The sequence below is a fragment of the Paenibacillus catalpae genome (assembly GCF_900112695.1).
Taxonomy (GTDB): domain Bacteria; phylum Bacillota; class Bacilli; order Paenibacillales; family Paenibacillaceae; genus Pristimantibacillus; species Pristimantibacillus catalpae.
The window spans coordinates 352,016-371,226 of record NZ_FOMT01000001.1 but is presented as its reverse complement, the minus strand read 5'-3'; the positions used below and the strand labels follow the sequence as shown (position 1 = coordinate 371,226).

General features: G+C 50.6%; 13 protein-coding genes. 3 read left to right on the top strand and 10 right to left on the bottom strand.

Annotated features, from left to right (window positions below):
* Positions 1 to 14: 14 nt before the first annotated feature.
* The 7 genes from BM200_RS01235 to BM200_RS01205 form a co-directional block, all read right to left on the bottom strand.
* Entirely contained in the window at positions 15 to 1,805 is a 1,791-nt protein-coding gene (locus BM200_RS01235) for a cache domain-containing sensor histidine kinase (protein WP_245772847.1), read from the bottom strand.
* A gap of 12 nt (positions 1,806 to 1,817) precedes the next feature.
* Positions 1,818 to 3,116, bottom strand: a complete 1,299-nt coding sequence (locus BM200_RS01230; RefSeq protein ID WP_091180415.1) for an ABC transporter substrate-binding protein — start codon at positions 3,114 to 3,116, stop codon at positions 1,818 to 1,820.
* 91 nt (positions 3,117 to 3,207) lie between these two features.
* Positions 3,208 to 4,950 (bottom strand): family 43 glycosylhydrolase, encoded by a 1,743-nt coding sequence (locus BM200_RS01225; RefSeq protein ID WP_091180413.1) that lies wholly within the window; start codon positions 4,948 to 4,950, stop codon positions 3,208 to 3,210.
* Between the two features lie 80 nt (positions 4,951 to 5,030).
* Positions 5,031 to 5,855: a carbohydrate ABC transporter permease gene (locus BM200_RS01220; protein WP_091180410.1), complete on the bottom strand. Its 825-nt coding sequence runs from the start codon at positions 5,853 to 5,855 to the stop codon at positions 5,031 to 5,033.
* 5 nt (positions 5,856 to 5,860) lie between these two features.
* Positions 5,861 to 6,754: a carbohydrate ABC transporter permease gene (locus BM200_RS01215; RefSeq protein ID WP_091180407.1), complete on the bottom strand. Its 894-nt coding sequence runs from the start codon at positions 6,752 to 6,754 to the stop codon at positions 5,861 to 5,863.
* Positions 6,755 to 6,842: 88 nt separating this feature from the next.
* The gene (locus BM200_RS01210; protein WP_091180405.1) at positions 6,843 to 8,156 is read right to left on the bottom strand and encodes an ABC transporter substrate-binding protein; all 1,314 of its coding nucleotides are present in this window, start codon (positions 8,154 to 8,156) and stop codon (positions 6,843 to 6,845) included.
* A 202-nt stretch (positions 8,157 to 8,358) separates the two neighbouring features.
* On the bottom strand, positions 8,359 to 10,122 hold the full coding sequence (locus BM200_RS01205; RefSeq protein WP_091180402.1) for a glycoside hydrolase family 2 protein: 1,764 nt from the start codon (positions 10,120 to 10,122) through the stop codon (positions 8,359 to 8,361).
* Between the two features lie 163 nt (positions 10,123 to 10,285).
* Here BM200_RS01205 and BM200_RS01200 point away from each other — a divergent pair, with 163 nt between their 5' ends.
* On the top strand, positions 10,286 to 11,218 hold the full coding sequence (locus tag BM200_RS01200) for an ArsR/SmtB family transcription factor (protein ID WP_091180400.1): 933 nt from the start codon (positions 10,286 to 10,288) through the stop codon (positions 11,216 to 11,218).
* 123 nt (positions 11,219 to 11,341) lie between these two features.
* Here the strand turns inward: BM200_RS01200 and BM200_RS01195 are convergent, their stop codons facing one another.
* On the bottom strand, positions 11,342 to 13,216 hold the full coding sequence (locus tag BM200_RS01195; RefSeq protein WP_091180397.1) for a beta-L-arabinofuranosidase domain-containing protein: 1,875 nt from the start codon (positions 13,214 to 13,216) through the stop codon (positions 11,342 to 11,344).
* Positions 13,217 to 13,242: 26 nt separating this feature from the next.
* Positions 13,243 to 14,403 (bottom strand): glycoside hydrolase family 172 protein, encoded by a 1,161-nt coding sequence (locus BM200_RS01190; RefSeq protein WP_091180395.1) that lies wholly within the window; start codon positions 14,401 to 14,403, stop codon positions 13,243 to 13,245.
* Between the two features lie 267 nt (positions 14,404 to 14,670).
* Between BM200_RS01190 and BM200_RS01185 the strand changes: the two genes are divergently transcribed.
* Entirely contained in the window at positions 14,671 to 17,154 is a 2,484-nt protein-coding gene (locus BM200_RS01185; protein WP_245772846.1) for a family 43 glycosylhydrolase, read from the top strand.
* Between the two features lie 48 nt (positions 17,155 to 17,202).
* Here BM200_RS01185 and BM200_RS01180 read toward each other — a convergent pair whose 3' ends face one another.
* The gene (locus tag BM200_RS01180; protein ID WP_175532698.1) at positions 17,203 to 18,282 is read right to left on the bottom strand and encodes a GntR family transcriptional regulator; all 1,080 of its coding nucleotides are present in this window, start codon (positions 18,280 to 18,282) and stop codon (positions 17,203 to 17,205) included.
* 196 nt (positions 18,283 to 18,478) lie between these two features.
* Here BM200_RS01180 and BM200_RS01175 point away from each other — a divergent pair, with 196 nt between their 5' ends.
* Complete coding sequence (locus BM200_RS01175; protein ID WP_091180390.1) at positions 18,479 to 19,192, top strand: helix-turn-helix domain-containing protein; 714 nt, start codon at positions 18,479 to 18,481, stop codon at positions 19,190 to 19,192.
* Positions 19,193 to 19,211 lie beyond the last annotated feature (19 nt).

Below are 19,211 nucleotides of genomic sequence, written 5' to 3'. Positions count from 1 at the left end.
CACGCGTCTCCTCCCTAACCAGTCATAGAATAAGCGATGGGCATCGTAAGGATGACCTTAAGTCCCTGGAAAGGCATACTTTCCAGCTGCAGGCCGTATTGCTCGCCATAATGCAGCCGGATTCTGCGGTGCACATTCATCAAGCCGTTGCCGGATGTGCCTCCGAGATCATGAATTTTATCCAGTCGCTGACGCATGGCGCCAAGCTGCTCGCTGGTCATGCCGATACCGTCATCCTCAACTACTATCATCAACATCCCAAGCTCCTGATAACAGGACAGCTGAATCCGGCCTTCGCCGATTCCTTTGTCAAGCCCGTGATTAATGGCATTCTCTACGATTGGCTGAATCATAAGCGGAATAACCGGACAGCTGTACAGGGATTCGTCCACCTGAAGCCGGAAGTCAATCCGGTCGTCATAGCGCATTTTCTGAATCGTCATATAACCCTGAACATGATCCAGCTCATCGCGGAGCGTCACAATTTCCTTGCGGCCGCTTAACGAATAACGGAGCAGGCGGCTTAAATTATTCGTCATCGTCACGACCTCCCGGTTGCCTTCCACTTCGGCATACATGGAGATCGAACCAAGCGTATTGTATAGAAAATGAGGATTAATCTTGCTCTGCAGCGCTGCGATCTCGGCATCCTTCTCCCTGATTTCCGTTTCATAGAGACGATAACCAAGCTCACTCAGATGCGACACCATCATATTAAAGGCACTCCCTAGCTGACCAACCTCATCCCACTGCTGGACCGGAAAAGAAACCTTCAGGTCCCCCCGCTCCACCTTGCGCATCAAGGTACGCAGCATCCTGAGCGGACTTGTGATCCGGAAAGCGATAAAGACGGAAATCAACACGGCAAGACCAATACATATCCCGCCGATCAGAATAATGGAGTTGCGGACCACCAAGCTGTCTTTCATCAGCTCCGATACCGGTACAACGCCAACGGTGGTCCAGCCGGTTACCTCCGAGCTGATATGGGCAACGAGCAGGCTCTTCCCGTCCACCGTGTGATGAGAGACGCCTTCCTCCGACAAGCCGTCAATAACCGGATAAATCGCCGTTTTTTCCTTGCGCAGCACCAGATCTCCGGCACTGTCCGTCATATAGAGCGATTCCTTGCTGCCCAGACTGACCTGCGAGAGCAGCTTGCGTACGGCTGCCGGATCTATATCAATAACGATATAACCAAGCGTGTCTCCGCTGTCAAAGCTCCTCAGCTCCCGGGCGATCGAGAACACCTGATACACGGTGCCGCTCGTTGACTTCACTTCATGTGTCGTAATAAACGTCGGCTGGCCGAATCGGCCCTTCGCCTTCTCCAGCCACTCCGTATTGCCGCCAAGCTGATAGGTCGTCATATATTGGCTTTCCGGCAGCACCACATACGATGCCCCATGCTCGCCAAACAAGGAAATACCCATAATATCGACGCGGCCATTCAAGAACACTTTGGATACAAAGCTGTTCAAATCATCAATTTCCTGCAAGGACAATGCTTCTCCGGGCTTTCTGGACGTCCCTAGAAAATCCAGAATCTCCTGATATTGATAAGGCATCAGCGACAGCCGGTTTAGCTCATTCATATAGGTGTCGATATTCAGCGTTACTTGCTTCAGCATTTGCAGCTGATACTTGCCGACCTGTTCTTCCATCTTGGATGCAAATATGGAGAACGACCATGCTCCGATGACCCCAAGCGGAACAACAATCAGAAACACATTAACCAGAATCAGCTTGCGTGCGAGAGCCAGATTTTTGAACCATTGCTGTACGCGTCTAAGTCGTGTCATCATTGCTCACCCCGCCTACTTCGACAGCTCTTGATTAATCTGCTTCTCGGTTGCTTGAAGCGCCTGCTCCGGCGACTGCTGGTCGTATATCATCTTCTCGAACTGACGAATAATATCTTCGATAAAGCTATGCTGCTTGGTATGCTTTGGCCAGAAGGCAACCGAATTCGCGGCTGCCGCATAGTCGCTGCGGTAATCAAGCGATTGGAAGGCTTCCGTGTCCATAACCGCGCTAATGCTCGGAATATGGCCGGCTTCCGCCCATTTGGCACCATGCTCGGCCAGCCATTTCATAAAGATCATCGCAGCTTCCCGTTTCTCCTGCGGCATGTCATGCTGCGACGGAATAGCCAGCGTGTGAGAGTCCGCCCATGCTGCGGGCTTATCATAAATCGTCGGCAGCGGAACAACGCCAAAGCTCAGCTGTTCATTTTTCTCCAGTGCGCCGGTTGCCCAGACGCCGGTAATAAGAACCGCGGCTTTTCCCTCATTAAAGAGCTTGAAGGCGTCCGGTATATTGGGAGGTATAAGCTTATTTTTATACAGACTATCCACGTAATTTAGAGCCTTCAGGGCTGCCGGATTATTAAGCACCGTTTGTGTGCCATCTTCACGATAGAACTTTCCTCCGCCTTGAATCTGGTTATACAAGCTCCACCACAGCCAGACCGAATCGATACGCGTGCTAGGCTGTGCGAGCGGGGCGACATCACTTGGCACGGCTTGTTTGATCTGCTTCAGAAAATGAGTAAAGCCAGCTTCTCCGGCCTCCAGCACCGGTTTGCCGTTCTCATCCAAAACACCAGCCTGCTCCAGAAACGTCTTATTGTAATACATGACCAGCATATGGGTATCCATCGGTACCGCATAAGGTTTGCCCTGGAAAGACACTGCTTTCATACCTGCTTTGTTATATACGTTCCAATCCAGCCCCGCTTCCTTCGCAGGCCCGGATAAATCTTCAATGTAACCGTTCTGTACAAACTGGGGCAGAGAGCTCGCATGAATAATGGCGACATCCGGCGCATTGCCGGATAGGATCGCGGTTCTGAGCCTCGAGTAATAATCGTCCAGCCTTGAGTTCATCTGGATGACTTGAATATCTTCATGCTCTTGATTAAACTGATCCACCATCTCGGTCATAAATAAATTATCTCCCCCGCTGAAGGGGGTCCAATAATTAAGCTGGATGGTGGATCCTTTAGGGTCAGCGGTAACCGCTGCTTCTATATGCTGTTGACTGCAGCCAGTCAAGGTAAGGCTTGCCGCTATACCTGTTAGTATCACAAAAGATCGAAAGGACAAGCTTCTCATGACCAGCGCCTCCTAAAAAGAATTGAGCAATTCCTGCTTTGAAACTTGAGCTCAGAAGAATGGCTTCACAATTCTTACTTCGAAAGTTGTCCTATTGTGCGGAACTTCTCGAGATGTCCATATAATCGACATGCACTTCTGCAGTCGCATTCTCCAGTATAAGGGCGTTCCGGCCTGCCTTCAATTGCAATGTGACCGATTGTGTCTGGTAATTGTTGCGTTTTCCTGATGGGAAAATAACCCTTTCTGCTTTCCCTTTGCCGCCTTCCGCGCGGATTTGAAGCTCCGCATCGCTGCCGGAGGAATTCGCTACGCTTAACCGGACTTCATAGCTCCCGCTTACCGGCACCCGAACATTCGCAAAACGTACAGCTTCGCCTTCGCCCGCCGTAATGACAACTTTGCCGCCGCCTGAAGCAAACAAATTCTCCTCTGCTTCACCTAACGCTCCTACCGCTGCATATTCCGCTTCATATCTTGGGAGCTCCATGGCTTCAATCATTCCTTGACCGCCATCAATAGCAATATGAACTTCATTCATTCCGGCTCCAAGAGCGATATCGGCATAAGCATAGCCCGTGCCTGCCGCCTGCGGCAGCTCGATAGCGGCAGCTTGTTCACCGTTGACACTTACGCTCGCTTGAAGCGTTTTGCCCGTATCATTCCGATAATGAATCAGGACCGGAGCATTCGTATGAATAGTGGAAGGTATAAGATCAAAGCTTACATCCGCTGAAGTCGTTGCCGCCTTGAAGACGCCTGTCCCGGAAGGAACCTCAATTGCCGTATCCAGACTTAACGGCTTACCGATCTGCAAGTTGCCTGCTTCATCCCACTCCAGCTTCTGGGCACGCGCTTTACGGTTGCCCCAGCCATCCGTCGGCGCGGTTGTTGCGTGGTAGACGATCCACTGCTCCGTGCCGTCGGGCGAGGAAACGAAGGAATTATGACCGGGACCGTAGACGCCCGCCTCTTCATCCATCTTCAGAATCGGCTCTTGTGATTTCGTCCAGTTCGAGGCTGTCAGCGGATCAGAGCCTTCCTTCAGCGACAGCATGCCAAGCGCATAAAACGGCGACCAGCTGCCAGCGCCTGAGTACACGATATGAACCTGCCCATTATGATGAAGAATCGAATGTCCTTCATTAATATAAGGAGGGCCTCCGGCTTTCTCCCATTCGAGATCCGGTTCGGACAGCAGAACACGCGGACCGCTAATCGTAAGCGGATCGCTCATTGGCGCGATATACGTATTTTGCTGCACATTGATGTCGCCTTCCCAGCCGGACCAGACAAAATAAAGCTTGCTGCCGAGCTCCATAACGAGACCGTCAATCGCCCATTTGTTGCTGTCGTCGGTCACTTGGCCTTTGAACGTATAGCTGCCCATCGGATCATCCGTGTCAGCTTCCAGTACAAACATCCGGTGATTTTCATTCAGGCCGTCGTCTGCTGCAAAATAGATATACCATTTCCCCTGCAGGAACTGGATTTCCGGTGCCCACAGCTCTGCCGAGTAATTTGTGCCTATGTCCGGATACCAGACAACCTTTCGCTCGGCCTGCTTGAAGTCGATCGTGCGTGATTTCATGACCATGACATCCGCGCCATTATGCGTAAAGGTCATATAGTAGTAGCCGTCTTTATACACAACAGCCGGGTCGGGAGTATCGATCTCTGCAAGTGTATTTTTAAAGGTACCGCCATGTCCGTTGTAATCGGCTGCAATTCCGCTTTCTTCATTCGCGTTATCTTTCATTGCCCACACTCCTATAGCGGCTGCCGCGACCAGCAGCACAGCTGCTGTCAGGACAGACCATCGTTTTGGGTTCAATTTCGGATTACCTCCTACACATACGGCTTATCAACAATCATATGTGGCGATTCGTACTTCGTAAGCTATTGCTGCACGACCTATTTTACGCCGGCTTGCGTAATCGCTTTGACGAACGAACGCTGGCCAATGATAAAGATGATGAATACCGGCAGCGTCGCGATAACCGTCATCGACATCAGCTTGCCGTATGCCTGCGTGTAGCTGCCTTGCGCCATCATGGCTATGCCGGCTGTAATGGTGCGCATCTCCGGCGATGTTGTTGAATACAGCGGCCATACAAAATCATTGTAAATGCTCATAAACGTAAAGATCGCAAGCGTCACCATAATGGATACCGAAGCCGGCAGCAAAATCCGCGAATAAATCTGCCACTTGTTCGCGCCGTCAATCCGGGCTGCTTCTTCAATTTCCTTCGGAAACGCGGTGAAAAACTGAAACAGAAGAAATACGCCAAACGCGCCCGACGAATAAGGGAAAATGAGGGCCGCATACGTATTAATCCAGCCAAGCGTGTTAAATTCCATATACATCGGCAGGAAGGTTAATACGCCCGGAATCATCATCGACCCGATAAACATCGGGAACATCAGCTTCCTAAGCGGCAAATCCTGCAAACGGGCAAGCGCAAATGCCGCCATGGAGGAAAATAACAGGACGATTGCCGTACCCGCAGCGCCAACGAATAAAGAGTTCGCAATCCAGCGCGTAATCGGAACATTCATCAGATTGCCTTTTAACCCGTCCAAATAGTTCTCGAACGTAGGCTTCTTCGGAATTAAACTCAACTGTCCGGCGAGTGCTTCGAAGTCATTCTTGAAGGAAGTGGACAACATCCAGATCAGAGGAAGCAGGAAAATAACCGCAAGGATGACAGCAACAAAAATGAGCAAAGTTTTTTTCATGCTTCCTACTCCTTTCTTCCGTAAGCGATCTTGTATTGAACAGCCGAGATAATAATGATAATAACGGCCATCATAATCGCCATTGCCGAAGCCGAACCAACCTGTTTGCCTTTGAATGCTTCGTCCAGCACGTTCATGAGCAGCACCTTGGTACTGTCGCCAGGCCCGCCACGCGTGAGCAGGAACGGCTGCGCATAGACGTTAAACGATGCAATCGTTGAAGTAATAATGATAAACAGCATAACCGGACGAATCGACGGCAGCGTAATGCTGACAAACTTTCTCCATGCATTCGCCCCGTCAATCGAAGCCGCCTCATAATAATCCTCGGGCACTTCGTTCAGTGCATTCGTGAAAATAATCATGTTAAAGCCAATTGTCCACCACAGCGTCGTGAGAACGAGAGATACCCACACCCATGGCAAATCCGTCAGCCAGGCTACCGGATCGATATGCAGCTTAGCCAGCAATCCGTTAAGAAAGCCGGCATTTGTGTCAAACATCATGAGCCAGATAACAGCCATAACCGAGCCGGAAATCGCATACGGCATGAAATAAAAAGTACGGAACAGTCCGCGAATCCGCTTCGGCAGCTGATTCAGCAGCATCGCAAGCGCAAGTCCAAGGACAACCAGAAGCGGAACCGAATACAGCACGAACTGAAGCGTGTTCCATAAACCCGTCGTAAATTGATCAAACAAATAAGTGCCTGGCGTGAAGATTTTGATGTAATTATCAAAGCCAACAAATGTATGCGAATCCGACAAAAGCTCGAAATCATGGAATGAAATATAGACGCCGTACAAAATCGGAATCAGCAGAAAAGCGCAAAAGCTGAGCAAATACGGCAGTACGAACAAGGTTGACGTTAAGCGGGATTGCAAAGTGCTCTTAACCAATCGCAGCTCCTCCATTTCTGGTTAAAGGTGAAAATAGAGAAGGAAGAGGCCAGCTCATGCGCCTCCTCCTTCTTTACAACTTAACGGATTATTTTTTCATTGCTTGTCTGGACTTCGCTACCGCATCGTCCATCGCTTTTTGAGCGTCCTTCTTGCCAAGCAGCGCGTTGCTCAGTTCGCCCCAGATCGGATCGGAGATCGTTGCCCAGTTCAGTACGTTAGGCGCGAATTGGACATAACCGAACGATTTCGCAACATTGCTTTGCATATCAAGAGCCTTGAATTCCGCGCTTTCCAGCATTGGCTTGGAAGCCAGTGCCTGGCCGGAAGCCGCCCAATCCATCGAGTTGGTCGATACATATTTCACGAAGTCGCCGATGCCTTTAACTACATTTGCATCCGTTACACCCTTAGGCAATACGAAGTTATGGGAGCCTGCATATACCGCTTGTTTCGCTTTGCCGATTTGCGGAACCGGTGCTACACCGTAATTAATTCCCGCTTCGTCAAATTGTCCTTTCATCCAAGGACCGTTAAACTGGATCGCGTTCTTGCCTTGCAGGAACAGGGTATTCTCGCCGTCCTGCTGAACATTGCCCGGGGAGACGCCTTTGTCCACAAGGCTGCGCATCCATTGCACCATCTCAACGGCTTCAGGAGAGTTGTAAGCTACGTCTGTACCGTTCCACAGATCGCCGCCATTTTGCCACACAAGCGTCGGGAAGATAAATTGCTGCGGCCAGAGCGTTGGCACGACATAGCCGTAAGTGCCCTTCGATTTGTCCGTCAGCTTCTCTGCCGCCGACTCGAATTCAGCACGGTTAGTTGGCGGAGCCGCAATGCCGGCTTTATCGAACAAATCTTTGTTGTAGTACATGACGAGGGGGTGAATATCGAGCGGAATGCCGTACCATTTGCCGTCGATTGTCTCGTAGTTCACCGGTGCTTCTACATAGTCGGTTTTATTGATAGCTGCTGCCGATGCCAGATCGTCCATTGGTTGAAGCTGGTCTTTATTCACATAAGTCGGGATTTGATCCACGTGCATGATTGCCAGGTCCGGACGGTCTTTGCCTGCGCTCAGCGCTACGTCAAGCAGCTTGTAGTATTCGCCGTTTGGCTGAATAACGAGCTTCACTTTGTACGTGTCCTGCGAAGAGTTGTATTTCTCTACAATCTTCTTCATAAATTCGCCGTCAGCGCCGGAGAATGGCGTCCAGAACAGGATGTCGGCTTTCTCCGCTTTTGCGTCTCCACTGTTTCCCGCAGCCTCATTCGTATTTGTCTGGCTGCTGCCGCCTGTATCGTTGCCGCCGTTATTGCCGTTGCTTCCACAACCTGCTGCTGCAACAAGGCTAAGTGCGATTAAAGATGTACCTAAGAGCTTGATCGATTTTTTCATCTTTCGCTTCCCCCTAGAATGTGTGTGTCGTTCTTTCTGATACTCATTCTAGCTGGCGGGGAATAGCGCGCCCATGTCCCTTTTTTAGAACGAATGGACATATTTATAGATGCTTGAAAAATGTCCTGCCCGCCTAAATGTAAAAGCCCAGGCAGCAGGGAGATCGTTCTCATGCTGTCCGGGCTTTGTCAATGGGCTTCGATTATTTGCCGTCGTTGATTGCTTTGATCAGTTCAAGCGGCACTTTCGGCTTGCGATCGTACGTGAGGAGGCCATTAATTTCCTGTTCGACGTCGGTCAGCTGCGTATAGCAGTAGCCTTGAACTACGCCGGAGAAGATAAGCGGCTGAATCACGTTGCGCAGACGCTCGAGGAAGTCCTCGTCGTTTTCCGCGCCGGAGTAGCCCCAGCCCTCCCAGTCGCTTTTCTTGTAGGCAATACCGCCAAACTCCGTAATAAGGATCGGCTGTCCGTCGTACTTGTAGCCTGCTACGCTAAGGCGGCGGTTAGCCGGCATTGCGGAAACGGCTTTATCAACGCTACCATAACGCTCCTCAAGCACCTCGCGTCTCCACTCATAATCATGGATGTTGTACAGATCCGTTGCGACCATTTCCCAGCCGTCATTCGAGATGACAAGACGGGTTGTATCCAGCGACTTCGTCAGATGGTACATCGCAAGCGCATGCTGCTGCTGACGAACATCGATCTGAATGTTCGGAACGCCCCAGCTTTCGTTCAGCGGTACCCATACGGCAATACATGGATGGTTGTAGTCGCGATCAATCGCTTCCTGCCATTCCTTCGTAATGCGGCGCGAATACTCCTCGGAGTAGTCATAAGCATTGGCCATCTCGCCCCATACGATAAGGCCAAGCCGGTCGCACCAGTACAGGAAGCGCGGGTCTTCTACCTTCTGATGCTTGCGCGCACCGTTAAAGCCCATCTCCTTCATCAGCACGACATCCTGCTTAATCGCTTCATCCGAAGGAGGCGTCAGATTACCGTCAGGGAAGTAGCCTTGGTCGAGTACAAGCTTCATGAAGTACGGACGGTTGTTCAGATTAAACTTGCCGTTCTCCAGCGAGATTTTGCGCATGCCGAAGTAACTGGTTACGCGGTCAACCTCAGCGCCATCTACCGACAGCACGTATTCCACATCATACAGATTAGGACGTTCCGGACGCCAGAAGCGGTCCATGTCGTGGTCATTTAATCCGCTGAGCTTGATTTTACGGCTTTCCTCGCCCGCGCGAACCTGATAAGTATCCTCCGTCACAACCTCGCCAGCAAAAGAAATTTTCACCGACAGGCTGACGTTTTTCGCACCTTGCTCCAATCCGGATACAAATGAGCGGATCTGAATCTCGTTTATATCGATATTTGGCACATATTTCACCTTGCGGAGATAAATCGGCGATACGGCTTCCATCCAGACGGATTGCCAGATTCCCGTCGTGCGCGTATACCAGATCGCACGGGACTTCTCTTCCCAGAACTGTTTGCCGCGCGGCAGGAAGACGTCCGTGCCGTAATCGACAGCTTTGACAACAAGCACGTTGTCGCCGTCTGCACGCAAGGCTTCTGTAACGTCAGCCTGGAAAGGCGTATGACCGCCTTCATGGGAAGCGACAAGCTGACCGTTCAGCCATACAGAGGCTTCATAATCGACAGCGCCGAAATGCAGGACAACTCTCTTTCCTTGGAAAGCATTCGGAATCTCAAGCTTTCTTCGGTACCATACCACATCATGAAAAGCCGGATCGCCAATGCCGCTTAACTCGCTTTCGAAGCTGAACGGCACCAGAATTCTTTTCGAAAAGCTCTTGCCGCCTGTATGCCAGCCCTCCGCGCTGCCAACACGGGCATCATCAAATTCAAATTCCCATTCTCCGTTCAGGCATTCCCATGCGTCACGGTTGAATTGAGGTCTCGGGTAATCTGCTCTAGGCAAGTTGTTTGTCATCTGTCACGCCTCCATTAGTTAACCAATAAGTTGTTATATTAACAAAAACATCTGTTTCTGCTGCTTATTTTATCGTCTGATCCGATTACCGTCAACTAAAAAGTTGTTTTATTAACATTTAGGTTATATAATAGCGAAGATGAATGAAAGCGAGGAATCTGACATGCATATACAAGTCAGCACCAAATATATGACGATGCTCGAATGTTTCTCGTCTGAAACAAGGGTCAAAATGATCGAGCTGTTAAATAACGGACCAATGAGCATCAAAGAACTTGCCGAGGCGCTTGGGCTGTCGTCAGCTATCGTAACGAAGCATATTCAGAAGATGGAGGAAGGCGGTCTGATCAAGACCGAAAGCTTGTCCGGCACAAGAGGAAGCCCCAAGATGTGCTCGATCGCAATCGATTCCCTTACTCTGCAGCTTCGTTCCGTTGCGCCAGATCCTGCCGTGGAAGCCGCTACGAAGTACACCGTAGAGATTCCGATCGGACAATACTCGGATTATGCCGTGAAGCCAACCTGCGGTCTTGCCTCCGAAAGTAAAATATTAGGACTTGTGGATGATCCAAGGTACTTCTCGAATCCGGAACGGATGAATGCAGCCCATCTGTGGTTCGGCAGCGGATATGTCGAATACCGGATTCCGAATTACCTGCATGCCGCCCAAACGGCCGAGCAGCTGGATATCTCATTAGAGCTTTGCTCCGAAGCTCCCTCCTATAACGAGAATTGGCCGTCCGACATCAGCTTTTTCATTAATGATATCGAGGTTGGCGTATGGACCTGTCCGGGTGACTTCGGCAGCAAACGCGGGGCGCTAACCCCTGCCTGGTGGCAGCTGGGTACGCAGAACGGTCTGCTGAAGAGCTTGTCCATCCAGGAATCCGGTACGTTTCTTGACGGCGTCAAGCTGTCCAACGTGACCATTAAGGATGTAGGCTTAAAGCTGGGCGAGGATTTCCGGTTCAAGCTCGCCTCCCTTGAGACTGCCCGCCACTGCGGCGGCATAAGCCTGTTCGGCAAGCATTTCGGCAACTACAAGCAGGACATTACGGTGAATGTGTATTATAAGGATCGCAGTAAGGCCGATTAATTTTTTGCGTCACGATTCGATAACCCGATAATCAGCTTTCATGAATTCGCTACTTAAAAAAGGAAACGGCCTAATCCCCCTGCTTCGCTAGGGATTAGGCCGTTTTTTATGCGAATGGAATCGTTACTCGGAAACTCGCAGAACAGGAAACTCCGCAATTCTCAGTCTTGCGCAGCCATACGGAACAAGCTCGATTTGCTCTACTGGCTCTTTGCTAGTGACCGGACTGACCGGCGGCGTTCCGGCGGAATTCATCTCCATCGTCCACATAGGCAGCCTGCGCGCATGGACCCGCATGCGCAGCGGGGAATGCTCCGCCTTAAAGGGCTGTCTGCCAATCTCGTCCTCGGTTATTCTGCTTTTATCCGCAATGATCTGCTCATTAAGCTCAACGCCGTAATTCCACGGCGATTGCGGATACAGCTCCCAGTCATGATATGGCGGGTAGGTACGGTGCTTCTGCCAATGTTCCTTGACGGGAATAGCCAGCATGATAGGTCCATATTGAACGCCAACCGCACCATTTGCGCGCGGGATAAGCGCGGCTTGCTTGGGCAGCGTAAGCACGAGCTCATCCTGCTCCGTCCATGTACGGTGAACAGAAGCGAACCCTTGAACGGCATGCAGCGGATAAAGCTCACCGTTGATTAGCAGCGTTGGCGCCATGCACCACACCGGAATCCTGAGCTTCATCGCAAACGTCTCCGGCGAATTCAGCTCGACCCTTATGTTGACTGTATCCCGGAACGGATACGCGGTCTCGACATGGATTACCGCATTCGTACTCTTATCCGCCCCTACGCGTGCCGTCACGCGGCAAGGCGCATAGGAAATGGCCGCAAGTCCGCCGTCCGCGGCTGCCATCCACAGCCTGGCCGTGAATTTCGGCCAGCCTTGATGCATATTGGCGGTACAACAGCCAAAGTGCGGTTCGATACCAAACAGATTGGCATCGTTATTATTTTCCGTCCAATTCCGTTTCGCGTGTGTGCACATAATCTGATTCGCCTGCTGGTCATACTGGTGAACCTTCCAATCCGGACTAATTGCGGCAGGCAGCGCGTTATAAGCCACCTTCTCCAACACATCCCCGAAATAACCGTCTCCGGTAATACGTACAAGCTGCTCCAACGAGTACATATATTCGACGACCGCGCACAGCTCCGTCCCTTGACTTGGATGAGTGCCGGCCAGCCATTCATCGCCCGAGAACATTCCGTTTACTTGCCCGTGGTAGGTCATTACCTCTTGAATCCCATTATACACGGCGGCTTTATCCGACTCATCGCCTGACTGCAGATAACGCAGCGCCGGCTGCTTGAAGGACATCGCCACGTTCACAACGTGAATACGGTGGTCGAATGACGTTTGGCGGTACCAATACGGGAACTGCTCGTACAGTCCCTTCCAATCCTCGGTCTGTTCGCCGAGCAATTGTGCCAGCTCCAGCAGAAACGGTTCACCGGTGCGGTTATACAGCCAATGCACGCTGATCAGGTTATCCCCGCCCCTTGCCTTCGCCCAATCGGCAAGCGGGCGATCCGGAAGATGCTTCAGCTGATATCTGAAATAGGCCGTCATAAACGGAACGACCCGTTCATCACCTGTATATTCCGCATGCTGAATAAGCACCTTCAGCATGACCATCCGGCTCCACCAGTCATCATTCGAGGATGGACCGAACTGTCCGTCCTTCCTGGCGCTTGCGAGGGTCCATTCGATCCAGGGCTTGACCTTCCCTATCAATCTCTCATCTTCCAACAGATAAGCAAGAGGGAGCAAGCCATCAAGATAGTATGGTCCTCTCTCCCAGCTTTCCCCCGTACCGCCCAGCCACCCGCTGTCTGGGCCGACATGGCTCCAGAACTCATCCAAATGCCCTGTCATGCCTTCCGCCTGAATCTCCAGCTGATCCTTCAGCCAGCCTGACGGCCGGATGGACCCAAGAGGCAATTCCTCAAACGGAGTTTGTTTAAGAGTATGAAGTAGTTTATTCATCAGATACACTCCTTGGCTGCAAATAGTCAGAAGCTCTTAAGAAAACGACTCATGCTCGCCCGCTCCGACAGCGGGAGCCGCTGCACTACAGGCAGAATTTGAGGAAAAGCCTTATGCGGCTCTCTTTGGTACCAATAAGCAACCGAGCTGTAATCATTCGATTGGCAATTGCCATGCCCATGCTCGATGCCAAAGCGTATCGACTTCCGGAAAATAATCGGATCGACGATATGGAACCGGTACGTCGTCCATTTGCCGGAATAATCCATCTCGGTAGGAATAAGCGATTTCTCCGTCCAGGCATGGCCATTCCCTTGTACAGGTGCGGCAAGCGAAATACCGTGATACGGACCGTCATATTTACCCGAAGGATAACACCAGGCCGCGCAAAAATAATCCTCTGTCCCCGTGCCATGAAGCCTTGGAGGCCACGGCTCATCGTCGATGAAGAACATATCGTCTCCTTCGCCAAACCAGCTGTTTCCCGGAATCGGATCAATGTTATCGATACTCAGGTTGCAGCCGACATAATGGCCTTCGCCTTCAGCCTCGAGCAGAATATAATTATCTGCTCCGTCGAGATTTTTAACGGCATTGACGATGTCATTAGCGAAGAAAGCATAATCCTGCTTGTCATGCTCTGCCTTCAGACCTTCCAGATGAATGAGGCCCTTTGTGGGCATTTCCCTGCGGAACTGGGCATGGAACCGGAATGCATCCTCCGGCACAGGCTTCTCTACGTAGTCTACATAATAATAAAAGACGATGTCTTTCTCGCATTCATTCTCGATTTCAATCCGAGCACCGCTGCTAAAAGGCATTTCGAAAAAGCAGTTCATCGCCGCTTTATCCTCGATCATTCCTTGCGTTGTAATCATGTTCAGCGGCAATGAGACATAATGGCTTGCCACGCCGTGCCCAACACCAAAGAAATCGCCGATTGGCACCTCCACGCTAGGCTCCTGCTCGCCGTCCCAATACATCCGCAGCACAATCTTCCGGAAATAATGGCTCTCAGAGGAAGCGATTGTCACCCAAATATGCTGGATAACTCCTGATCCCTCGATATCTGCAATCACACTGGTTTTTCCCGGGTCTATTCTGATATGGTCGGTATTGCCGCCCGTTTGGTCCCAGCTTGAGCTTCTTCTGGAAATGCCTTCTTTGCGCATATAAAGATTGTCCATCGTTGTTCCTCCCTGAGTTCGGATAATGATGCCCATCGCTTATATTACATATCAAAAATATAACATTTATTATAAATATAATAAATAAGGCATTGGTCGAGTCAGTCCTAACGATTCGTCGTCCAAAGAGGCTATACCTCTCCAAAAAAACGCCATATATTTTATATCTAATTAGATATAAGTCCTCATGCCGGTCGTTTGCTATACTACGTTTTGAAAACGCTTACCAAAGCGTTCGCAACCTACTATTCAAGGAGATGATACTAGTTGAAGAAATGGAAAACGCTGATTATAAGCGCTGCCGCTGCCGTTATGCTCATGCCGCTTCAGGTTAGCGCGTACAGCAATCCTATCGCGATCACAGACTCCTGGCATTGGGCAAATAATGATTTCTACGGCGAAGGCGACCCTTATATTCTGAAGTTTAACGGTACCTATTACCTCTATGTCAGCACCGTCGACGATCAGATCGGCGTAAAAGTTTGGTCCTCCGCCAATCTCACCGATTGGACCTACCGCGGCTTGTGTACGACGGAAGCAGTTACCAAGGCTGCATATGCGCCCGAAGTGGTCTATTGGAACGGCATGTTCTATATGTACACCTCACCCGGCGGCGGCGGACATTATGTGCTGCAGAGTACCAGTCCAACCGGTCCTTTCACGCTCGCAACCGGCAACCTCGGCATGGGCATCGACGGCAATGTCTATATTGATGATGACGGCAAATGGTACTTCTACTCGACCGGATCCAATACGATTAACGCACGTCCGATGACGAGCCCTACTGCCTTTGGCGCTGCGGTTGGCACCGGTTTATCCATGGCGGGCTGGACCGAAGGATCGACAACCTTCAAACGCAACGGCAAATATTATATGACTTACACCGGCAATCATGTGTGGAGCACAGCATACCGGGTTGATTACGCAACCAGTACCAGCCCAACTACCGGCTTTGCACCCGCGGTTAGCCAGAACCCCGTACTGATTGATACCGAGGGCTCAAATGTCGGACTAGGTCATAACAGCATGATCAAAGGCCCCGACCTGGATTCCGACTTCATGGTGTATCACAGCCATGCTTCTGGCGGAAATCTGATCTATCCGGGCCGGAAAATGAATCTTGACCGCATCGTCTGGAACGGCGACAAGATGATTGTGCTTGGTCCAACAACGGCTTCTCAGCAAAATCCCGAGCTGGCGGATTTCGAAGACCGCTTTAACCGCGCTTCCATCGGAACCGGCTGGTCGAATATCGGCGGCGGAACATGGGGGATCTACAATCAGGAGCTGATGTGGCAGGACACGATTGGCAGCACGAATACCTACCGCCAGGTAACCGGCACGAGTACCGCAGCTGATTACACGGCTGAATTCAACACAAAGCAGATTAAGCAAGGCCCCACCTCTAATCCGGTATACGGCGCTGTATTTTCGTACACGGATGAAAACAACTACGGCGCTGCGGTATTGAACCGAAGCTTGAACCGCTTGGAGACGAATTTCGTTGTTGGAGGCGTCAGCCAAGGATGGCAATATGCGGCCCTTCCTTCGGGCTGTGATTACACCAAATGGCATCAGATCCGCGTTGAGAAAGCTGGCGCCAGCTTTACCGTTTATGTAGATGGCATGAAGAAGCAAACCCGGACCATAAGCGGTCTTGGCGGCGGCAAAATCGGATACACCACAACGGATGCCCATGCCGACTTCGGTTACACCGCATTTAGCAATAAAGTGAACGGAAGCAGCGCATGGAATGCATACAAGCCTCTTCCTGGCAAAATTGAAGCCGTTCATTATATGAATGGCGCGGAAGGAACCGCCTATCATGACTTAACCGCGGAGAACCTCGGCGGTGCTTACCGAAGCGGAGCGGTAGACATCCGCAGCTCTGCAGCGGAAGGCAAAAATGTCGTCGGATGGAATCAGACCGGCGAGTGGCTCAAATACCGCGTGAATGTCGCCGAGACCGGCTACTACGATCTGGATGCGCGCCTTGCCACGACTTACACGGATGCAAGCTTCCGCGTCTGGGACGGCGCAACCGACCTGACCGGTATTGTAGGCGTGCAAAGCTCCGGTGATTGGGAGAGCTGGACAACGGCTAGCAAAAAAGGAATTTACCTGACAGCCGGCTATCATGAGCTCCGGTTCGAATTTGTCAAAGGCGAATTTGACTTCTCGGGCATGACATTCTCGCGGGGAGATGCGGTCACCAGTCTGCTGGATGACTTTAATGACGGCAATGATAATGGCTGGACAAGATTCGAAGGAAGCTGGTCCGTTAACTCGGGCGAGCTGGACTCCGCAGGTGGAGGCTTTGGTAAAACAACAATCGGCAATGAGCGTTGGGCGGACTATACCGTAGAATCGGATATTAAGCTGGTCGACTCTACCGGGGATGCCGGCATGCTGGTGCGGGTGAACAATCCTTCAAACGGCACCGTCCTGGTCAGTAATCCGGATTACATCCAAGGCTATTATGCTTTTATCAAGCCTGACGGCGTCTATTTGGGCAAGATGAATTATAACTATACGGCAGTCGCCTCTTCGCCGGCAACACTTGCGGCAGGAAGCTGGCATCATATGAAGGTTACAGCCTCTGGCACAACGATTAAAGTCTATGTGAACGATATGACTACTCCAAAGATTACGTATACGGACAACAGCAGTAATCCGTTTACCCATGGCAAGGTTGGTCTTCGCACGATGAACAATCATACGAGGTTCGATAATTTCCGCGTTAATCCATAAAAGCAAAGAAGGCGAAGGCGGACCACGATGAGGTCTGCCCTCGCCTTTTTATGAGGGTAATATCAGCTGTGTCGGAATAACAAATCTATCTTGCTGCCGCTCCCCGCGAAGGATGCGGTCCATCAGCAAGGAGACTGCTCTCCTGCCGATCGCCGTCTCGTTCTGACGGATAAACGCCACCTCCGGAATTTCCGGGTCATCGAAAGTGACCAGTTGCTTTCCGGATAGCAGGTACATCCGCTTCAAAGCATGATAGGCCAGCCGGGCAAGCTCTACATCTGTTGCTACTAAACCGGAGAATCCGGCATGATGCTCCCGCATCCATTGCTCAACCAGCTCCGCGCCTTCTTTCCTGGAAACATTAAATACCTCATAGGGCACGGTATAACGCAAAACAGAGGACTCCTCAATCCCATATTCCCTGACAGCATAATCGAATCCGGCCAGCCTGTCGGCCATAACGCTATGCTCGATTGGCGGCGTCAGCAGGGCGAGCCGGCTGCGCCCTCTTTTGACCAGATAAGCGACCGCCTTACGTGCCCCGGCTTGATTATCAGAGCTGACACTTACAAGCGGTATGTCTGTATAATAGCGGTCAATTAGAACAACGGGACACTCGAGCTCCTCTGCTCTCACAACTGTTCTCCGCTCATGCTGTGCCCCAATGGAGAACAAGATGAGTCCGCTGATGCCAAGCGCCCCAAGATCTTCAAGCGACTGCAGCTCTTTCATGGTACAGCCTCTGGAAACGCGAATCACCAGCGTATAGCCGAATCCGTGGACAGCACTCTCAATCGCGTCAAGCAGCCTCTGCTCGACCTTCGTCTGCATAGACGGAATAATCATACCGATCAGATGCGGCTTTACCGGAATCTGCAGCTTCATCCCGCTTCCTTCTTCCCCCGGGAAAAAAAGCTTGTAGGGAGCTTGTCCGGCAACAAAGGTGCCTTTGCCCTTCGAGCGGACAACAATACCCTCCTCCGCAAGACCGGCTAAGGCATTTTTCGTTGTCATCAGACTTACATGAAACTGGGCAGCCAAGTCTATCTCCGATGGAATTCTGTCGCCTGGACGCAGATTCCCGAGTGATATCTGACTTTTAATAGCTTCCTGGATTTGTTTATACAATGGAATATCCTTCAAGGGCATCACCACTTTTACTATACGTTGTAAATGCCTTACTAAACAACAGCAGCTTTCCGCGAATGATTCGCTTTACTTATATTGACAGTTCCATCCTATTCCAATAGAATGAACGAAGCTTTTCTTCCAATGATGAACGAAATTCGATTTTATAAAAACGTAAGTTTGGAGGATTAACTTCATGGACATTCGTTCCGAATTTGGACAAAGAGTCAAGGAATTGCGGGCAAGAAGCGGCATGTCACAAGAGTTATTGGCTCACCGGACAGGACTCGATCGAACGTACATCAGCGGGGTTGAGCGGGGAGAGCGCAATCTCAGTTTATTAAATATTGAGAAGATCGCGGATGCCCTTCAAATCTCTATTAAATATTTGTTTTCCGGTGAGAGATTCTCCTCTACTCCTTCTACTCCGGCTGGTTATTATCAATCCAGCAATTTCCTGGTGCCCTTCAAGGATCGGTTTCATTATCATATCGATAATGACAAGAAAGTGCTGGCATTCCAGGTTAATGGTCTGTTCTCCGGCAAAAAAGACGTCGATTATTTAACTTCCGTTATCATTGGCATTTGCTCAGCTTACGGTAAGGACGAGCTTAATATATTAGTGGATCACCGGAATATGAAAACCACCGATGGGGAAGCAGTTGTCTATTCCCCCGAAGTATCGGAAGCGGCTGTTTTATTCCAGCAAAAGCTGACCACCTACAGCAAAAAGGTCATTGCCTTATGCAACTCGGAATTTATGGTTCAGCAATTAAACCATGTGGCTAAATCAAGCGGCATACACGAAAAAGCCCTTCATCTCTTCGAAAAAGATAAAGACATGGTCGAGAGAGCTTATTCCCTTCTAGATATTCATGGCAATGAGCTCATCAAAACCTCCTCAGGATAAGCCTCCTAAATAAACTCCC

Excerpts from the sequence above, each read along its gene's own strand:
- BM200_RS01235 (WP_245772847.1), bottom strand. The coding sequence starts at position 1,805 with ATGATGACACGACTTAGACGCGTACAGCAATGGTTCAAAAATCTGGCT.
- BM200_RS01230 (WP_091180415.1), bottom strand. The coding sequence starts at position 3,116 with ATGAGAAGCTTGTCCTTTCGATCTTTTGTGATACTAACAGGTATAGCG.
- BM200_RS01220 (WP_091180410.1), bottom strand. The coding sequence starts at position 5,855 with ATGAAAAAAACTTTGCTCATTTTTGTTGCTGTCATCCTTGCGGTTATT.
- BM200_RS01210 (WP_091180405.1), bottom strand. The coding sequence starts at position 8,156 with ATGAAAAAATCGATCAAGCTCTTAGGTACATCTTTAATCGCACTTAGC.
- BM200_RS01205 (WP_091180402.1), bottom strand. The coding sequence starts at position 10,122 with ATGACAAACAACTTGCCTAGAGCAGATTACCCGAGACCTCAATTCAAC.
- BM200_RS01200 (WP_091180400.1), top strand. The coding sequence starts at position 10,286 with ATGCATATACAAGTCAGCACCAAATATATGACGATGCTCGAATGTTTC.
- BM200_RS01195 (WP_091180397.1), bottom strand. The coding sequence starts at position 13,216 with ATGAATAAACTACTTCATACTCTTAAACAAACTCCGTTTGAGGAATTG.
- BM200_RS01190 (WP_091180395.1), bottom strand. The coding sequence starts at position 14,403 with ATGGACAATCTTTATATGCGCAAAGAAGGCATTTCCAGAAGAAGCTCA.
- BM200_RS01175 (WP_091180390.1), top strand. The coding sequence starts at position 18,479 with ATGGACATTCGTTCCGAATTTGGACAAAGAGTCAAGGAATTGCGGGCA.